12 protein-coding genes and 1 tRNA gene are annotated in these 15,825 nt (G+C 69.2%); 6 read left to right on the forward strand and 7 right to left on the reverse strand.

The window, feature by feature from the left end; translation table 11 throughout:
• Window positions 1-83: 83 nt before the first annotated feature.
• The 6 genes from mbhE to E6C76_RS07995 form a co-directional block, all read right to left on the reverse strand.
• The gene (mbhE, locus tag E6C76_RS07970; RefSeq protein WP_136347716.1) at window positions 84-2,813 is read right to left on the reverse strand and encodes a hydrogen gas-evolving membrane-bound hydrogenase subunit E; all 2,730 of its coding nucleotides are present in this window, start codon (window positions 2,811-2,813) and stop codon (window positions 84-86) included.
• 492 nt (window positions 2,814-3,305) lie between these two features.
• Window positions 3,306-4,487, reverse strand: a complete 1,182-nt coding sequence (locus E6C76_RS07975; protein ID WP_136347717.1) for a trans-sulfuration enzyme family protein — start codon at window positions 4,485-4,487, stop codon at window positions 3,306-3,308.
• Window positions 4,484-5,857 carry a pyridoxal-phosphate dependent enzyme gene (locus tag E6C76_RS07980; protein WP_136347718.1) on the reverse strand — a complete coding sequence of 458 codons (1,374 nt, stop codon included), beginning with the start codon at window positions 5,855-5,857 and terminating at the stop codon, window positions 4,484-4,486. Before E6C76_RS07980 ends, E6C76_RS07975 begins: the two co-directional genes overlap by 4 nt.
• A 214-nt stretch (window positions 5,858-6,071) precedes the next feature.
• A complete protein-coding gene (locus tag E6C76_RS07985) occupies window positions 6,072-7,994 on the reverse strand; it encodes a propionate--CoA ligase (RefSeq protein WP_269140157.1) in 1,923 nt (640 codons plus the stop codon).
• Between the two features lie 89 nt (window positions 7,995-8,083).
• Window positions 8,084-9,298, reverse strand: coding sequence for a GGDEF domain-containing response regulator (locus E6C76_RS07990; RefSeq protein ID WP_136347720.1), 1,215 nt, complete (start codon window positions 9,296-9,298; stop codon window positions 8,084-8,086).
• A gap of 25 nt (window positions 9,299-9,323) precedes the next feature.
• On the reverse strand, window positions 9,324-10,319 hold the full coding sequence (locus E6C76_RS07995; protein WP_136347721.1) for an acrylyl-CoA reductase family protein: 996 nt from the start codon (window positions 10,317-10,319) through the stop codon (window positions 9,324-9,326).
• 163 nt (window positions 10,320-10,482) lie between these two features.
• Between E6C76_RS07995 and E6C76_RS08000 the strand changes: the two genes are divergently transcribed.
• Genes E6C76_RS08000 through E6C76_RS08010 form a run of 3 tightly spaced genes read left to right on the forward strand, consistent with a single transcriptional unit; the run spans window position 10,483 to window position 12,886 of the window.
• Window positions 10,483-11,346 (forward strand): HDOD domain-containing protein, encoded by an 864-nt coding sequence (locus E6C76_RS08000; RefSeq protein WP_136348159.1) that lies wholly within the window; start codon window positions 10,483-10,485, stop codon window positions 11,344-11,346.
• Window positions 11,347-11,382: 36 nt separating this feature from the next.
• Window positions 11,383-11,958, forward strand: a complete 576-nt coding sequence (locus E6C76_RS08005) for a LemA family protein (RefSeq protein WP_136347722.1) — start codon at window positions 11,383-11,385, stop codon at window positions 11,956-11,958.
• Window positions 11,959-11,971: 13 nt separating this feature from the next.
• Window positions 11,972-12,886: a hypothetical protein gene (locus E6C76_RS08010; protein ID WP_136347723.1), complete on the forward strand. Its 915-nt coding sequence runs from the start codon at window positions 11,972-11,974 to the stop codon at window positions 12,884-12,886.
• A 13-nt stretch (window positions 12,887-12,899) separates the two neighbouring features.
• Here the strand turns inward: E6C76_RS08010 and E6C76_RS08015 are convergent, their stop codons facing one another.
• Window positions 12,900-14,810: an ATP-binding cassette domain-containing protein gene (locus E6C76_RS08015; protein ID WP_136347724.1), complete on the reverse strand. Its 1,911-nt coding sequence runs from the start codon at window positions 14,808-14,810 to the stop codon at window positions 12,900-12,902.
• Window positions 14,811-14,931: 121 nt separating this feature from the next.
• Between E6C76_RS08015 and E6C76_RS08020 the strand changes: the two genes are divergently transcribed.
• From E6C76_RS08020 to E6C76_RS08030, 3 genes are all read left to right on the forward strand, one after another.
• Window positions 14,932-15,006, forward strand: a tRNA-Arg gene (locus E6C76_RS08020).
• Between the two features lie 199 nt (window positions 15,007-15,205).
• Window positions 15,206-15,484 (forward strand): type II toxin-antitoxin system RelE/ParE family toxin, encoded by a 279-nt coding sequence (locus tag E6C76_RS08025; RefSeq protein ID WP_136347725.1) that lies wholly within the window; start codon window positions 15,206-15,208, stop codon window positions 15,482-15,484.
• A gap of 10 nt (window positions 15,485-15,494) precedes the next feature.
• On the forward strand, window positions 15,495-15,806 hold the full coding sequence (locus E6C76_RS08030) for a HigA family addiction module antitoxin (protein WP_136347726.1): 312 nt from the start codon (window positions 15,495-15,497) through the stop codon (window positions 15,804-15,806).
• The last annotated feature ends 19 nt before the right edge of the window (window positions 15,807-15,825 follow it).

Below are 15,825 nucleotides of genomic sequence, written 5' to 3' on the forward strand. Positions count from 1 at the left end.
AGGCCTCCCGCCGGGCCGCCCCAAGGGAGGCCTGAGCCCCCTCGGGGGGCAGCGAACATAGTGAGCGTGGGGGTCGTTTCATCTCAGGCCTCCTCGCTTTCCAGCAGGCGGAACAGCATGTGCAGCACCGCGCCGCTCACCGCGAGGAACACCCCGAGGTCGAACAGCAGCGGCGAACCGAGCGCCAGCCCGCCCGGCGCAATCCAGCCGCCGGTGAGGAAATCCCCGCCCCCCGCCAGGCCGAACAGCCCCGCGCCGGCCGCGCAGGCCAGCCCCAGCCCGGCCACCCAGGCCGGCGGCACGCGCAGCAGGCGGCGCGCCATCGGCACGCCGAAGGTCAGCGCCAGCAGGACCAGCGCGCAGGCCGCCACCAGGCCGCCGATGAACCCGCCGCCCGGCAGGTTGTGCCCGCGCCACAGCAGCACCACGGAAACCAGCAGCAACAGGCCGGCGAGGGGCTTGACGCCCACGCGCAGCAGCACGGAGCCGAACTCCTTGCGCCCGCCCGCGCCCGTGTTCTCCGCTGCGCGTCCGCCTCCCAGCAAGGGCGCGGCGGCCAGCCCGGCGAGCACCACCACGAGGATCTCGCCCAGCGTGTCCATGGCGCGGAAATCCACCAGGATCACGTTCACCACGTTGGCGCCATGCCCGCCCGGCAGGCTGTTGGCCAGATACCATTCGGCGACGTCGCCGGGCAGCGGACGGCCCAGCACCACCAGCATCACCACCGCCACCATCAGGCCGAAAGCCGCCGCCAGCGCGGCATGCAGGCGGCGCGTACGCGGCGTGCGCGAGCCCACCCCATCCACCGGCGGCAGGCGGCGCAGCACCAGGGCGAGGAACAGCACAGTGAGCGTTTCCACCATCAACTGGGTGACCGCCACGTCCGGCGCGCGCGCAGCCAGGAAGAACAGCGCCAGCCCCAGGCCGGACAGACCCAGCGCGCCCATCAGCGCCAGCCGGCCGCGCATCACCGCCGCGCCGGCGGCGCCGGCCACCGCCAGCGCGCAACCGGCCAGCCCGGCCACGGACAGCGGCGAGAAGCCACCCAGCCCTTCGAATGCACCGCCCACCGAGGCCAGCACGGCCGCGCCGGTGGCGGTGGCCACCACCAGCAGCAGGCTCATGTGCCGGCGCAGCGAGCCGTGCTGGAAATTGCCCGCCAGCGTGCCGGCGAACAGGAAGACGCGTTTGAGCAGACGGTCCCACAGCAGATCGCCGCTGATCTGCCAGAACACTCGCCAGCGCGCCAGATGGTGGCGCACCGACTGGCGGCGGCGGTAGGCCAGCACACCCAGGGTGATGGTCAGCGCGCTGGCCAGCAGCGCCGGGGTCAGCCCGCCCCACAGATACAGGCGCACCTCCACCGGCCCGTGGGAAACCGCCTGCACGGCGGCATTGACCAGCCAGATTTCCGGCAGGTTGTTGAACGCGCCGAGCATGAAGCCGCCCAGGGCCAGCACCATCGGCCCCGCCCACATCGGCGCGCTGACCTCGTGCGGCACGCGCGGGTAACGCCCCTCGCGCCCCAGGAAGGCACGCAGGAAGACCAGCCCGGCGGCGGCCAGCAGCAGCGCGTTGGTGGCGACCATGACAGCGGTGGTCAACCAGCCCAGCGGGCCGAGTTCGATCAGCCCGATGTACTTGAACTCCTTGGCGATGAAACCGAAGAACGGCGGCAGCCCGGCATTGGAGAAGGCCGCCAGCGCCACCGCCGCGCCGGTCAGCGGCATGTAGCGGATCAGCCCGCCGAGGCGGCCCAGTTCGCGCGTGCCGGTGGCGTGGTCCACCGCGCCCACCGCCATGAACAGCGCGCCCTTGTACAGCGAATGCGCGAGCAGGTAGATGACGAAGGCCTGCAGGCCGTAGGTGGTGTTGGTGCCGATCAGCATGGTGAGCTGGCCCAGCACGGTCACCGTGGTGTAGGCCAGGATGCGCTTCAGGTCGCTCTGGCGGATGGCCAGCACCGCGCCCACCAGCGCGGTCGCCGCGCCCACCACCACCAGGATGGTGCCCCAGCCTTCCGGCCCGCCGAACACCGGGTTGAGGCGCGCCATCAGATAGATGCCCGCCTTCACCATGGTGGCCGAATGCAGGTAGGCGGATACCGGCGTGGGCGCGGCCATGGCATTGGGCAGCCAGACGTGGAAGGGCAGTTGCGCGGACTTGGTGAAGCAGCCGAACAGCACCAGCGCCAGCATGGCTGGGTACAGCGCATGCTCGGCGAGCACCGTTCCATCCAGCGCGGAAAACCGCCAGGCATCGCCAGCGATGCCGATCAGGATCAGCCCGGCGAGCAGCGCCAGCCCGCCACCGCCGGTGATCAGCAGGGCCTGCAGCGCGGCGCGGCGCGATTCGGCCTTTTCGTGCTGGAAGCCGATGAGCAGGAAGGAGAACACCCCGGTCAGTTCCCAGAACACGAACAGCGCGATCAGATCGTCGGCCAGCACCAAGCCGAGCATGGCCGCCATGAAACCCAGCAGGTAGGCGTAGAAGCGCCCGAGGTGGTGGTGATCGGAGAGATAGGCGCCGGCGTACAGCACGATCAGCGTGCCGATGCCGCTGACCAGCAGCGCGAACAGCAGCGACAGCCCATCCAGGCGGAAAGCCAGCTCGATGCCCAGCGCCGGCACCCAGGCAAGCGCTTCGTACAGCACACCGCCGCCGGCCACGGTGGGTACCTGGGCGAGAAACCAAGCGAAGGCGGCCAGCGGGGCGAGCGCGAGCACGAAGCCGGCGCGGTCGTCCATGCGGCGCGACAGCAGCGGCGCCGCCAGCATGGCCAAGGCGATGCCCAGCACCGCGTTCAGCATGCCCCGCCCCGCTGTTTCGCTCCGCCGCCCATGCGCGCTCCCCCTTGTACAAGCAAAGCGCCCGGAGCGAGCGCGGATGCTGTGTTTTATTGATGCCAGTGTACTGGCTGGAAGATGGACCGGGGGATTGCGGCCGGGGTTCCCGTCGGACGTCCGCCTGCATGTATGCGGACGGAAGGCCACCGTTTCATTGCAGTTTTCGGAAGGGAGTTCATGGCAATGGCCGCCGGCTCATACGCTCCCGCCCTCCGGGTTCCCGCGTCGGGAGCCGCTCTCCCGGCCGGGCCGGAACTCGGGCGCTGCGCGCCCTCAGACAGCCGGCCCGGACTTCTCCGGGAGAGCGGCTCCCGACGCGGCGGTCGCGAAATCGCCGCCGGCCATTGCCATGAACTCCTGGAGCGGCTGTGGACTCACCCCGCAGGAAAAGGCCCGCTCTACGCTGAAGTCGTACTGCGCCTGCCCTCGTGTTTCTTGCGAAACCTGCCGGGTTGTTCAGCCGGCAATGCGTTCCAGCGCCTGCGCCAGATCCTCGCGCAGGTCGTCGACATCCTCGATGCCCACGGAAAGGCGCACCAACGCATCGCCGATGCCCAGTTCCCGGCGCTGTTCGGCGGGGATGGTGGCGTGCGTCATGATCGCCGGATGCTCGATCAGGCTTTCCACCCCGCCCAGGCTCTCGGCCAGCGCGAAGATGCGCACCGCCTCCAGGAAGCGCCGCGCGCCGGCCAGGTCGGTGGCCAGATCGACGGTGATCATGCCGCCGAAGCCGCGCATCTGGCGTTGCGCCAGGGCGTGCTGCGGATGCGACGGCAGGCCGGGGTAATGCACGCGGCGCACCCCGGCGCGGCCCTCCAGCCAGGCCGCCAGCGCGGCGGCATTTTCGCAGTGGCGCTGCATGCGCACGTTGAGCGTCTTCAGCCCGCGCAGGGCGAGGAAGCTGTCGAACGGCCCGGAGATCGCCCCCACCGCGTTCTGCAGGAAACCCAGACGCTCGGCGATGGCCTCGTGGCGGGGTTCGGCGCCGACCACCGCCACCCCGCCGATCACGTCGGAGTGGCCGTTGAGGTACTTGGTGGTGGAATGCAGAGAGATGTCGAAGCCCAGTTCCAGCGGACGCTGGATCCACGGGCTGGCGAAGGTGTTGTCGGCCACCGCGAGAATGTCGTGGCGGCGGCAGATCTGCGCCAGCGCGGCCAGATCGACCAAGCGCAGCAGCGGATTGGTGGGGGTTTCCACCAGCAGCAGGCGGGTTTCCGGGCGGATCGCCGCTTCCAGCGCGGCCGGGTCGGACAGGTCGACGAAGCTGAACGACAGCCCTGCGCTGCGCTTGCGCACGCGCTCCAGCAAGCGGTAGGTGCCGCCGTACAGATCGTTGCCGGCGATCACGTGGGCGCCGGCATCCAGCAGTTCCAGCACGGTGGCGATGGCCGCCAGCCCGGAAGCGAAGGCGAACGCGCGCGAGCCGCTTTCCAGATCCGCCACGCAGCGCTCGAAAGCCCAGCGCGTGGGGTTGTGCGAGCGCCCGTAGTCCAGCCCCTTGTGCACGCCGGGGCTGTCCTGCACATAGGTGGAGTTGGCGTAGATCGGCGGCATGATGGCGCCGGTGCTGGGGTCCGGCGACTGGCCGGCATGGATCACGCGGGTGCCGAAGCCCTGGCGGCGGTCTGAACTCATGCGATGGTCCTGCGCAGATGGTTGAGGAGGTCGAAGCGGGTGATCAGGCCGTGGAAGGCCTGGCCGTCGGCGACGATGGCCACCAGGCCGCGGTCGAGCACGCGCTGCAGTTCGTCCAGCCCGGCGTCCGGCGGCAGGGTTTCCGGCGAACGCGTCATCGCCGCGTCGACGCGCGTGTCGAACTGCGCGGGATCGTCCTGCACGCGCAGCAGCACGTCGGATTCGTCGATGATGCCCACCACGCGTCCGCCATCGACCACCGGCAGTTGCGAGACGTCGGCATAGCGCATGCGCTGGAACACGGTCTTCAAAGTATCGTCGGGCGCGGCCTTGACCACCGAGCCGTCCTCGAAGCGGCGCGCGACGATGTCGCGCAGATCGCCGAAGCGCGGGCGTTCGAGCAGGCCCTGGTCGATCATCCAGTGGTCGTTGTACACCTTGGAGAGATAGCGCGTGCCGGTGTCGCAGACGAAGGACACCACGCGCTTGGGCTCGGTCTGTGCGCGGCAGTAGCGCAGCGCGGCGGCCAGCAGCGTGCCGGTGGAGGAGCCGGCCGGAATGCCCTCGGCGCGCAGTAGTTCGCGCGCGGCGGCGAAGCTCTCGGCATCCGGAATCGAATAGGCGTGGCGCACGGCGGAGAAGTCCGCGATGGCGGGGATGAAATCCTCGCCGATGCCCTCCACCGCCCACGAGCCGGCCTCGCCGTATTCGCCGGTGTTCACGTAATCGACCAGTACCGAGCCCTGCGGGTCGGCGAGCACGAATTCCACGCTCGGGTCGGCCTCGCGGAAGAAGCGCGTGAGCCCGGTCAGCGTGCCGGACGAGCCCACGCCGCAGACGATGGCATCGAGCTTGTGTGCGGTCTGCGCCCAGATCTCCGGGCCGGTGGATTGCTGGTGGGCGGCCGGGTTGGCGGGATTGTTGAACTGGTCGGAGAAATAGGCGCCGGGAATCTCGCGGGTGAGCCGCGCGGCGTAGTCCTGGTAGTAGTCCGGGTGGCCCTTGGCGACGTCGGAGCGGGTGATGTGCACCTCGGCGCCGAGCGCCTTGAGGTGCAGGATCTTCTCGGTGGACATCTTGTCCGGCACCACCAGCACCACGCGGTAGCCCTTGGCGCGCGCCACCAGCGCCAGCCCCAGCCCGGTGTTGCCGGCGGTGGCCTCGACGATGGTGCCACCGGGGGCGAGCAGGCCGCGGCGCTCGGCGTCCTCGATCATCCACAGGCCGATGCGGTCCTTGATCGAGCCGCCGGGGTTCTGCGATTCCAGCTTGAGGAAGAGCCGGCACGGGCCGGTATCGATGCGGGTGACCTCGACGAGCGGCGTGTTGCCGATCAGGTCGAGCACGGCGGGACGGTTGGAACGGGTCATGGTCTGCGGCCGGTGGCCCCTGCGGGCGCCTGTGAAGGAAGCTGCGCGAAGAGGCCGTCGGGGCGGCGCGCCCGGCCGGCTCCGTCCGCGAAAGCTGGGCAGCTTAGCGGCGCCGCCGACCACACCCAACGAAGAAAAACTGCATTTCTTATGACCCACAAAGAAAAGGGCCCGCGCGAACGCGGGCCCTGACGGCCACTGCTCGGACAGCGACTCAGCCGGCCAATGCGGCCTTGATCTGCTCCAGCGTGGAGGGATCGTCGATGGTGGTCAGGTCGCCCGGATCGCGCCCCTCGGCGAGCGCCTGGATGGAACGGCGCAGCATCTTGCCGGAACGTGTCTTGGGCAGGCCGGTGATGAAGTGCACGCGGCTCGGGCGGGCGATGGCGCCGAGCAGATTGTCCACGGTCTTCATCACATCCTTTTCCAGCGCGGCGCGCTTTTCGGCCGTATCCACGTCGGCGGCGTTCTTCACCACCGCGAAGGCCATCGGCATCTGGCCCTTGACCTCGTCGGCCACGCCCACCACGGCCACCTCGGCGATGGCCGAGTGGGCCTGCACGGCTTCCTCGATCTCGCGGGTGCCCAGGCGGTGGCCGGCGACGTTGATCACGTCGTCCATGCGGCCCAGGATGGTGTGGTAGCCGTCGGCATCCTTGATGCCCCAGTCCGACGAGGAATACACCACCGGGTCCTGGAACAGGCTGAAGTAGGTGGACACGAAGCGCTCGTCCTGGCCCCAGACGGTGGACAGGCAGCCCGGCGGCAGCGGCGGCAGGATGCCGACGATGCCCTTCTCGTCCGGCCCGCACTCGGTGCCGTCCTCGCGGAAGATGCGCAGGTCGTAGCCATACACCGGGAAGGCGGGCGAGCCGAGCTTGATGCGGCTCTGCTCCACGCCCCGGCAGATCGCCAGCATCGGCCAGCCGGTCTCGGTCTGCCAGTAGTTGTCGATGACCGGGATGTTCAGCTCGTCCATGATCCACTTGTGGCTGGTCTCGTCGAGCGGTTCGCCGGCCAGGAACAGGTGCTTGAGCGAGGACAGGTCGTACTTCTTCAGGAAGGCCGGGTCCTGCTTCTTCAGCACGCGCACCGCGGTGGGCGCGGAGAACATCACGTTGACCTTGTGCTTCTCGACGATCTGCCACCAGATGCCGGCATCCGGGCGCAGCGGCGTGCCTTCGTACATCACCGTGGCCATGCCGGCGATCAGCGGACCGTAGACGATGTAGCTGTGGCCCACCACCCAGCCGATGTCCGAGGTGGAGAACATGGTCTCGCCCGCGAAGCCGGTGAAGATGTGCTGCATCGAGGCGGCCAGCGCCACGGTGTAGCCGCCGGTGTCGCGCTGCACGCCCTTGGGCTTGCCGGTGGTGCCGGAGGTGTACAGGATATAGCTGGGCTCGGAGGATTCCAGCCAGGTCACCGGCACCCGGGCATCGATGTGCTTGGCGCGCAGGGTGGCGTAATCCACGTCGCGCCCTTCGACGCGCGGGAAGCCCTTGTCCAGGCCGCGATCCACCAGCAGCACCTTGGCGGGCGGGAATTCCGCCAGCTTGCAGGCCTCATCCACCAGATGCTTGTAGGGCACCGGACGGCCGTTGCGCATGCCGGCGTCGGAACTGACCATCAGCACCGGCTTGGCGTCGTCGATGCGGGTGGCCAGGGAACCGGCCGCGAAGCCGCCGAACACCACCGAGTGGATGGCGCCGATGCGCGCGCAGGCCAGCATGGCGAAGGCCGCCTCGGCGATCATCGGCATGTAGATCAGCACGCGGTCGCCGCGCTGGACCCCGAGATCCTGGTAGATCGCCGCCATGCGCTCCACCTCGCGCTGCAGCTCGGCGAAGGAATACACCTTCTCCTCGTTGGTCTCGGTGGAGATGTAGATCAGCGCGCGGTCGTCCGGACGCTTGGCGGCGTGGCGGTCGACGGCGTTGTGGCACAGGTTGGTCTCGCCGCCCTTGAACCACTTGACGAACGGCGGGTGCGAGAAATCGCACACCTGCTCGGCGGGTTTGTGCCAATCCACCAGCCGGGCCTGCTCGGCCCAGAACCCATCGCGGTCTTCGATGGAACGCCGGTGGAACTCCTTGTAACTGCTCATGTGCATCTCCTCCCTCGATTCAGTTTGCACCCTGTTTTGCCTTGCTGTTCGGCGGCGCGGCCGGGCAGCCGCCTCCGCAACACGCCCGGCTCGCCATCGGGTCGGCCGGGTCTTCTGATTCAGATCGATGTTCGGGTCAGGTCGGTATCGTCGCCCCCGGCGGCGCGCTCGCCGGCATGCTGCCGGAGCGCTTCGAGGGGCAGACCGCACTGCAGCCTGGATTCTATCAATTCGAGCAGCGGCAGCACCGTGCCCAGCACATCCGGCATGCGTTCGGCCACCTCGTCGGTGGCGCCGGCCTTGATCTGGAACAGCGCGTGATCGATGCTGACCGCCTGGCGGAACACCTTCTCGACGAAATCGCGCCCCACCTCGCCCTGGTCGGCCACCACACGGTTGCCGCCCGCCTCCTGCCCCTGATGGGCGCGCTGCACGGCCAGGCCGATCAGATGGCTGACGGTGTGCATGCCATCGACCGCCGAACACGCCACCCCGGCGGTCACGCTGATGCGGATGCGCTCGTCGCGGTAGGTCATCACCACCTTTTCGATGGCGCGCTGCAGGCGCAGGGCGAAGGCGCAACAGCCGACCAGATCGGTGCTCGGCGAGAGCACGGCGAACTGGTCCGGGGCGAGCTGGGCGACGGTATCCTCCTTGCGCACCTTGGTGGCGAGGATCTTCGACAGCTTGCGGGTCACCAGCTGGGCAATGTGGGTGCCGTGCCACTCCACCAGCTGTTCGTAGTGGTCGATCTCCACCACCATCGCGCTGATCTCGGCCAGGCGCTCGCGCACGTCGGTGCCGTGGCGGCGGGCCAGGGCCATTTCCTGCTCGGCGTGCCAGGCCAGGTAGGCCTCGGTAGCCAGTCCGGTGGCCGGGTCCACCGGGCTCTGCGCGGCCAGCGCGGCGCGGCTCTCCTCCAGCTCGCGGCTGGTGCGCGACAGACGGGAGAGCGACTCCAGGCGGGCCACCAGCTCGGTGGCGCCGATGCCCTTGGTGATGAAATCGTTGGCGCCCAGCTGGTAGGCCTTCTCGCGCGACTCGTCGTCCTCCTCGCCGGAAATCACCACCACCGGCAGGTCATGCACGCGCGACAGACGCGAGCCGCGGATGCGTTCGAGCAGTCCGTAGCCATCCAGCCGCGGCATGCCGATGTCGGTGATCACCAGCTGGATCTCCGGGTCGATCACCAGTGCTTCCCAGCCGGCCTCGCCGTCGGTCTCCTCGCGGATCACGAAGCGGTCGCGCAGATTCTTGATGATCAACGCGCGCACCATGCGCGAATCGTCGACGATCAGCACCTTGGGCAGCGTTTCGGTAGCCTGTTCGGTCATCGTTCGGCGGGCTCCACTCGGGCGGTCAGGAAACGCGCACGACCGTGCGCCCCTTGACCTCGCCCTGGATGTAGGCCGCGAACGCGCCGGGCAGTTCATCCAGTTCGATCTGTCGGGTCATGCGCGCCAGATGGCGCGGCTTGAGGTCGGTGGACAGGCGGTCCCACACGCGCTGGCGCAGCGGAAAACCGATGTAGCCCGAATCCACCCCGAGCAGGCTGACGCCGCGCAGGATGAAGGGGAACACCGTGGTGTGCAGTTCGTGGCTGGCGGCGTTGCCGATGCTCGCCACCGTGCCGGCCTGCTGCATGGTGGCCAGCACCCAGTGCAGGATCCTGCCGCCGACGTTGTCCACCGCGCCGGCCCAGCGCGCGCCTTCCAGCGGGCGGGTGGCCTCGAAATCGATGGAGGCGCGCGCCAGCACCTCGGCCGCGCCCAGTTCCTTGAGCCAGGCGGTTTCGCCTTCCTTGCCGGTCAGCGCCGTCACTGCGTAGCCCAGGCGCGCCAGCATGTCGATGGCCAGTCCGCCCACGCCGCCGGTCGCGCCGGTGACCACCACCGGGCCGTTCTGCGGCGCCAGGCCGTTGTCTTCCATGCGCACGATGCCCAGCGCGGCGGTGAACCCGGCGGTGCCCAGGGCCATGGCCTCGAACAGATCGAGGCCCGCCGGCAGGGCCACCACCCAGCGCGCCGGCACGCGGGCGTACTCGGCATAGCCGCCGTGATGCGCCACGCCCAGATCGAAGCTGGTGGCGATCACCGCGTCGCCCGGCCGGAAGCGCGCATCGGCACTGTCGACCACCTCGCCGGCCAGATCGATGCCGCCCACGCAGGGGAAGCGGCGGATGATCCTGCCCGCGCCGGTGGCGGCCAGCGCGTCCTTGTAATTGATGCTGGAGTAGCGCACGCGGACCAGCACCTCGCCCGCGTCGAGCTGGTCCAGGGTCAGGTTCCGCAGCGCGCTGACGACCTTGCGCTGGTCATCCTGTTCGATGAGCAGTGCTTTGAAGGAAGCGGTCAAGGCGGAGTCTCCTGAAGGACGGCCGCCGGGCAGCCGGCGGGTACCGATGATTCTGGACGATTATAGCGAAATCGCCCGCCACTTCCCCGCCCGCCATGCGGATGGCTTCCAGTTCCACGGCGACCGGCCGATAATCCCGCCATCACTCTCCGGAGCCACGCCCATGGCCCTGCTCGCCCGACCGCTCGAATCGGTACAGAACTACGTCGATTTCTTCACTGCCCAGCCCCTGCCGGTGCTCAAGCGCACCGTGCGCGATCTGGCGGTGCTGCGCGAGGACATGGAGACGGTGAGCGGCAAGCGCGTGGCCGCAGTGGTGCTGGGCGACCCGCTGATGACCATGAAGCTGCTCACCTACCTGCAGACGCACCGCCGGCAGGCGCAGAACCACGACATCACCACCATCGACCGGGCCATCATGATGATGGGCCTGGAGCCCTTCTTCCGCCTGTTCGGCGACCTGCCCACGGTGGAAGATACCCTGGCCGGTCATCCGCAGGCGCTCATCGGCGTGCTCAAGGTCATCGGCCGGGCGCGCCGCGCCGCGCACTACGCACGCGACTGGGCGGTGGTGCGCCACGATCTGGACGTCGATGAGATCACCGTGGCCGCCCTGCTGGTGGAAGCCACCGAGATCGTCTGCTGGGTGTTTGCCCCCACGCTCACCGAGCGCGTCTATGCCATGCAGCGCGCCGACCGCACGCTGCGCAGCACGGCGGCGCAGACCGCCGTGTTCGGCACCACCGCGCGCGACATCCAGCAGGCCCTGGTGCGTGCCTGGAAGCTGCCCGAACTGCTGATCGAGCTGATGGACGACAGCAAGGTCGACCACCCGCGCGTGCGCAACGTGCTGCTCGCCACCGATTTCGCCCGCCACGTGGCGCACGGCTGGGACGATGCCGCGCTGCCGGACGATCTGGCAGCCATCGAGAACCTGATCCGCATCAGCCGTGAGCAGCTCCTGCACCGCCTGGGCGCGCCACCCGATGCCCAGGCCCGCTTCCTCGGCACCGACGACCAGGGCTGAGCCGGTACCTCCCCGATACGAACCCGGAATCCGCACATGAGCGTTTCAAGCGCGCTGGGCCTGGCCCTGCTTGCCGTCGTGCTGACCTACGGCGTGCTCATCTACAACGGCCTGGTGCGCCTCAAGCACAACGTGGCGCGCGCCTGGTCGAACATCGACGTGCTGCTCAAGCAGCGCCACGACGAACTGCCCCGGCTGGTCGAGGTCTGCCGGCACTACAAGCAGTTCGAGCAGGACACCCTGGTCCGCGTCAGCGAGGCGCGCGCCCGCGTCGCCGCCGCCCGCGAAGCGCACGACGTGCCCGCCCTGGGGGCCGCGGAAGGCCAGCTGCGCAGCGGGGTGGACCGCCTCTTCGCGCTGGCCGAGGCCTATCCGGAGCTCAAGGCCAACGAGCACTTCATGCGGTTGCACAGCCGCATCACCGCGCTGGAAAACGCCATCGCCGACCGGCGCGAGTGGTACAACGAATCGGTCAATGTGCACAACATCCGCATCGAGCAGTTTCCGGATCTGCTGGTGGCCCGCCTGTTCGGCTATGCCACCCAGCCCCTGCTGCGCTTCTCCGCGGCGGAAAAGGCGAATGTATCCATGAACGCGCTGCTGCGCGCCTGATCCGCGGCGGATCATGCTCGTCCGCCTGCGCACCGACCTCGGCGAAATCGGCGTCCCCATGGCGCAGATGGTGCTGTTCGTCGCCGCTCTCGGCATCGGCCACGGGCCGGGCATGCTCGGGATCTTCGCCCTGCTCATCGCCACCGCCTTCTTCGGCTGGCTGCGCTCGATCCGCCACGCCCGGCTGATCGCCGACACGCCCACCGCACGCGTCGCCTCGGCCGCCCAGGGCTACACCGAACTGCGCGGCAGGGGCCGGCCGCTGGGCGGCACGCCGCTGCGCTCGCCGATCGACGGCCTGCCGGTACTGTGGTACCGCGTGGTCACCCGACAGCGCGGCGCGGACGGCAAATGGCGCCACCTGCGCAGCGAGGAAAGCGACGCCTCCTTCCTGCTCGACGACGGCAGCGGCCTGTGCGCGGTCGCCCCGGAAGGCGCCGAGATGCTGGTGCGCCGCCACGACCGGTTCCAGCGCGGAAACCTGCGCCATGCCCAATGGGCGCTGATCGACCAGGACCCCATCTACGTGCTCGGTGAGTTCAGCACCCTGGGCAGCATTTCCCCGGCGCTGGACACCCCGCGCCAGGTCGGCGAACTGCTGGAAGCGTGGAAGCGCGAGAAGCCCACCCTGCTCGCCCGCTTCGACCTGAACGGCGACGGGCAGATCGACCTGAAGGAATGGGAACTGGCGCGCGCCCAGGCGCGCCGCGAAGTGCTCCGCCAGCAGCGCGAACTGCTGGCCGCGCCCGAGGCGCACGTGATGCGCAAGCCGGAAGGCAAGCGCCTGTACCTGATCTCCGACATCGACCCGGCGCGCATCGCGCGGCGCTACCGGCGCTGGGCGCTGTTCCACCTCGCCGTGCTGCTCGGCGCGGCGGCCGGCGCCGGCTGGTTCGCGCGCATGGGCGCGTTCCAGAACGTTCTTTAAGAAACGCCCGCCTTCAACCCCCGGCGCGGGTTTCCAGCACTTCCCAGCGCACCATCGCCGCCTCGATCTCGCCCTCCAGCGCCTCCAGGCGCGCCTTGCACTGGGCGACCTCCTGCGGCGCGTTCTGGTACAGCGCGGGATCGGCCATGCGCGCGTGCAGCGTGGCCTGCTCGGCCTCCAGCGCGGCGATGCGCTCCGGCAAGGCCTCCAGCTCGCGCTTTTCGTTGAAGGACAGCTTGCCGGGGCGCGGCGCGGCAGGCTTCTCGGCGGCCGGCGCGGCGCGCGCCGGGGCGGCCGGTTTTTCCTCGCGCACGGCGCCGTCCTCGCGCGCCTGGCGCACGCGCTGCCAGTCGGCGTAGCCGCCGGCGTATTCGCCCCAGCGCCCGTCGCCCTCGTAGGCGATCACCTGGGTCACCACGTTGTCGAGGAAGGCGCGGTCGTGGCTGACCAGGAACAGCGTGCCGTCGTAGCCGGCCAGCAGTTCTTCGAGCAGGTCCAGGGTCTCGATGTCCAGGTCGTTGGTGGGCTCGTCGAGCACCAGCACGTTGGCCGGGCGGGCGAACAGGCGGGCCAGCAGCAGGCGGTTGCGCTCGCCGCCGGACAGCGACTTGACCGGCGAGCGCGCGCGCTGCGGGGCGAACAGGAAATCGCCCAGGTAGCCGATGACGTGCTTCCTGTCGCCGCCGATCTCCACGTAGTCCGAACCCGGGCTGATGACCTCGGTGAGCGGCGCCTCCGGGTCGAGTTGCTCGCGCAACTGGTCGAAGTAGGCCACTGCCTGGCGCGTGCCGCGCCGCAGCGTGCCTTCGTCCGCTTCCAGCTCGCCGAGGATGAGCTTGAGCAGCGTGGTCTTGCCCGCGCCGTTGGGGCCGATCAGGCCGATGCGGTCGCCGCGCAGGATGCGCGTGGAAAAGTCGCGCACCACCACGCGCTCGCCGAAGTGCTTGGTCACGTTGGTGAGCTCGGCGACCATCTGGCCGCTCTTCTCGCCGCTGTCCATCGCCAGTTGCACGTTGCCCAACCGGTCGCGGCGCGCGGAACGCTCGCGGCGCAGCGCCTCCAGCCGGCGCACGCGGCCTTCGTTGCGGGTGCGCCGTGCTTCCACGCCCTTGCGGATCCATACCTCTTCCTGGGCGAGCATCTTGTCGAAGCGCGCATTGGCCTTGCCCTCGGCCTCCAGTTCCTCGGCCTTGCGGCGCTGGTAATCGGCGAAGCGCCCGGGGTAGCTCGCCAGCCGGCCGCGATCGAGCTCGATAATGCGGGTGGCGACGTTGTCGAGGAACACGCGGTCGTGGGTGATCACCACCACCGCGCCGCGAAAGTCGCGGATCAGCCCTTCCAGCCACTGGATGCCGTCCAGGTCGAGGTGGTTGGTGGGTTCGTCGAGCAGCAGCAGATCCGGCTCGGCCACCAGCGCGCGCGCCAGCGCCACACGCTTCACCCCGCCGCCGGACAGGCTGGCGACGCACGCATCGGCGGCCAGCCCCAGACGGGCCAGCATGTGCTCCACGCGCTGGTTGAGCCGCCAGGCCTCGGCGGCCTCCACCTCGTGCTGCAGGCGTTCCAGGCGGGCCAGCGCCTCGGGCGTGGCGGACTCGGCCACCGCGTGCATGGCGGCGTGGTAATCCACCAGCAGGCGGGCGGCCTCGCCCAGCCCATCGGCCACGGTGGCGAACACCTCGCGCTGCAGATCGAAATCGGCTTCCTGCGGCACGTAGGCCACGCACAGGCCGTCCTGGCGCCACACCGTGCCGTCGTCCAGCGCGGCCTGCCCGGCAAGCGCGCGCAGCAGGCTGGATTTGCCCGAGCCGTTGCGCCCGATCAGCGCCACGCGCTCGCCGGCGTCGAGCTGGAATTCGGCGTGGGAGAGCAGATCGACGTGGCCGAAGGCAAGGCAGGCGTTGTCTACGGAAATCAGCGGCATGGCGGTGGCGGCAGCGGTGGCGGATCGAAGGCGCGATTCTACCGGCGCGCCACCGCGCTGGGGCGGCGGGCGCCGACGGCACGCTTGGACCCCGCCCGCCAAACGGCTAGAATGCGCCGCTCTCCTCGTAGTTCAATGGATAGAACGGCCGCCTCCTAAGCGGCAGATACAGGTTCGATTCCTGTCGAGGGGACCAATTCAAAGCATCAGGAAGCACCAAGCAGACACACAAACCCGCTCAGCCACTGGCTCAGCGGGTTTTTTGTTGCATCAGTTTGCACCATACCAATACCCCCACGGCAAGTCAGCGATCAACCTCCAAAAAACTTTGAAAGGGATGGTCGTAAGGGGTGAATCGAATTGACCACTGAAACGCTACGCTATACGATCCGGCCATGATCAAACACTTTGCCCACAAGGGGCTACAGGCGTTCTTCCTGTCCGGCAGCAAGGCAGGCATTCAGCCGCACCACGCAGCGCGGCTGCGCCGGCAACTGGTCCGGCTGGATCTTGCCCAAAGCCCCGAGGACATGAACATGCCCGGCTGGCGGTTGCATCCGCTCTCGGGCGATCTGGCCGGGCAGTACTCGATCACGGTCAACGGCAATTGGCGTCTCACCTTCCGTTTCGAAGGCCCGGATGCCGTTCTCGTCGATTACCAGGACTACCATTGAGGACACGCGCATGACGACCATGCACAACCCGCCGCACCCCGGCGAAACCCTGCGGGAAGACATCCTGCCCGCGCTCGGCACCACCGTAACCCAGGCCGCCGCGCAGCTCGGCGTGACCCGCGCCGCCCTGTCGCGCGTGCTCAACGAGCGTGCCGCCATCTCGCCGGAGATGGCCCTGCGCCTGGAAGGCTGGCTGGGTGTGGAGAACGGCGGGCGTGCCGATCTGTGGATTGCGCAGCAGGCCGCCTACGACCTGTGGAAGGCCCGCGCGGCAGGCGCGCCGAAAGTGAGCCGCGCAGCGGTGAACCATCCGGCGCGGTGAAGCGGTAAGGCCCTTCCCG

The sequence above is a fragment of the Pseudothauera nasutitermitis genome, from assembly GCF_004801295.1.
GTDB classification, from domain to species: domain Bacteria; phylum Pseudomonadota; class Gammaproteobacteria; order Burkholderiales; family Rhodocyclaceae; genus Pseudothauera; species Pseudothauera nasutitermitis.

Coding starts and splice junctions, on each gene's coding strand:
- mbhE (WP_136347716.1), bottom strand. CDS start 2,813: ATGCTGAACGCGGTGCTGGGCATCGCCTTGGCCATGCTGGCGGCGCCG.
- E6C76_RS07975 (WP_136347717.1), bottom strand. CDS start 4,487: ATGAGTTCAGACCGCCGCCAGGGCTTCGGCACCCGCGTGATCCATGCC.
- E6C76_RS07980 (WP_136347718.1), bottom strand. CDS start 5,857: ATGACCCGTTCCAACCGTCCCGCCGTGCTCGACCTGATCGGCAACACG.
- E6C76_RS07990 (WP_136347720.1), bottom strand. CDS start 9,298: ATGACCGAACAGGCTACCGAAACGCTGCCCAAGGTGCTGATCGTCGAC.
- E6C76_RS08000 (WP_136348159.1), top strand. CDS start 10,483: ATGGCCCTGCTCGCCCGACCGCTCGAATCGGTACAGAACTACGTCGAT.
- E6C76_RS08005 (WP_136347722.1), top strand. CDS start 11,383: ATGAGCGTTTCAAGCGCGCTGGGCCTGGCCCTGCTTGCCGTCGTGCTG.
- E6C76_RS08010 (WP_136347723.1), top strand. CDS start 11,972: ATGCTCGTCCGCCTGCGCACCGACCTCGGCGAAATCGGCGTCCCCATG.
- E6C76_RS08015 (WP_136347724.1), bottom strand. CDS start 14,810: ATGCCGCTGATTTCCGTAGACAACGCCTGCCTTGCCTTCGGCCACGTC.
- E6C76_RS08025 (WP_136347725.1), top strand. CDS start 15,206: ATGATCAAACACTTTGCCCACAAGGGGCTACAGGCGTTCTTCCTGTCC.
- E6C76_RS08030 (WP_136347726.1), top strand. CDS start 15,495: ATGACGACCATGCACAACCCGCCGCACCCCGGCGAAACCCTGCGGGAA.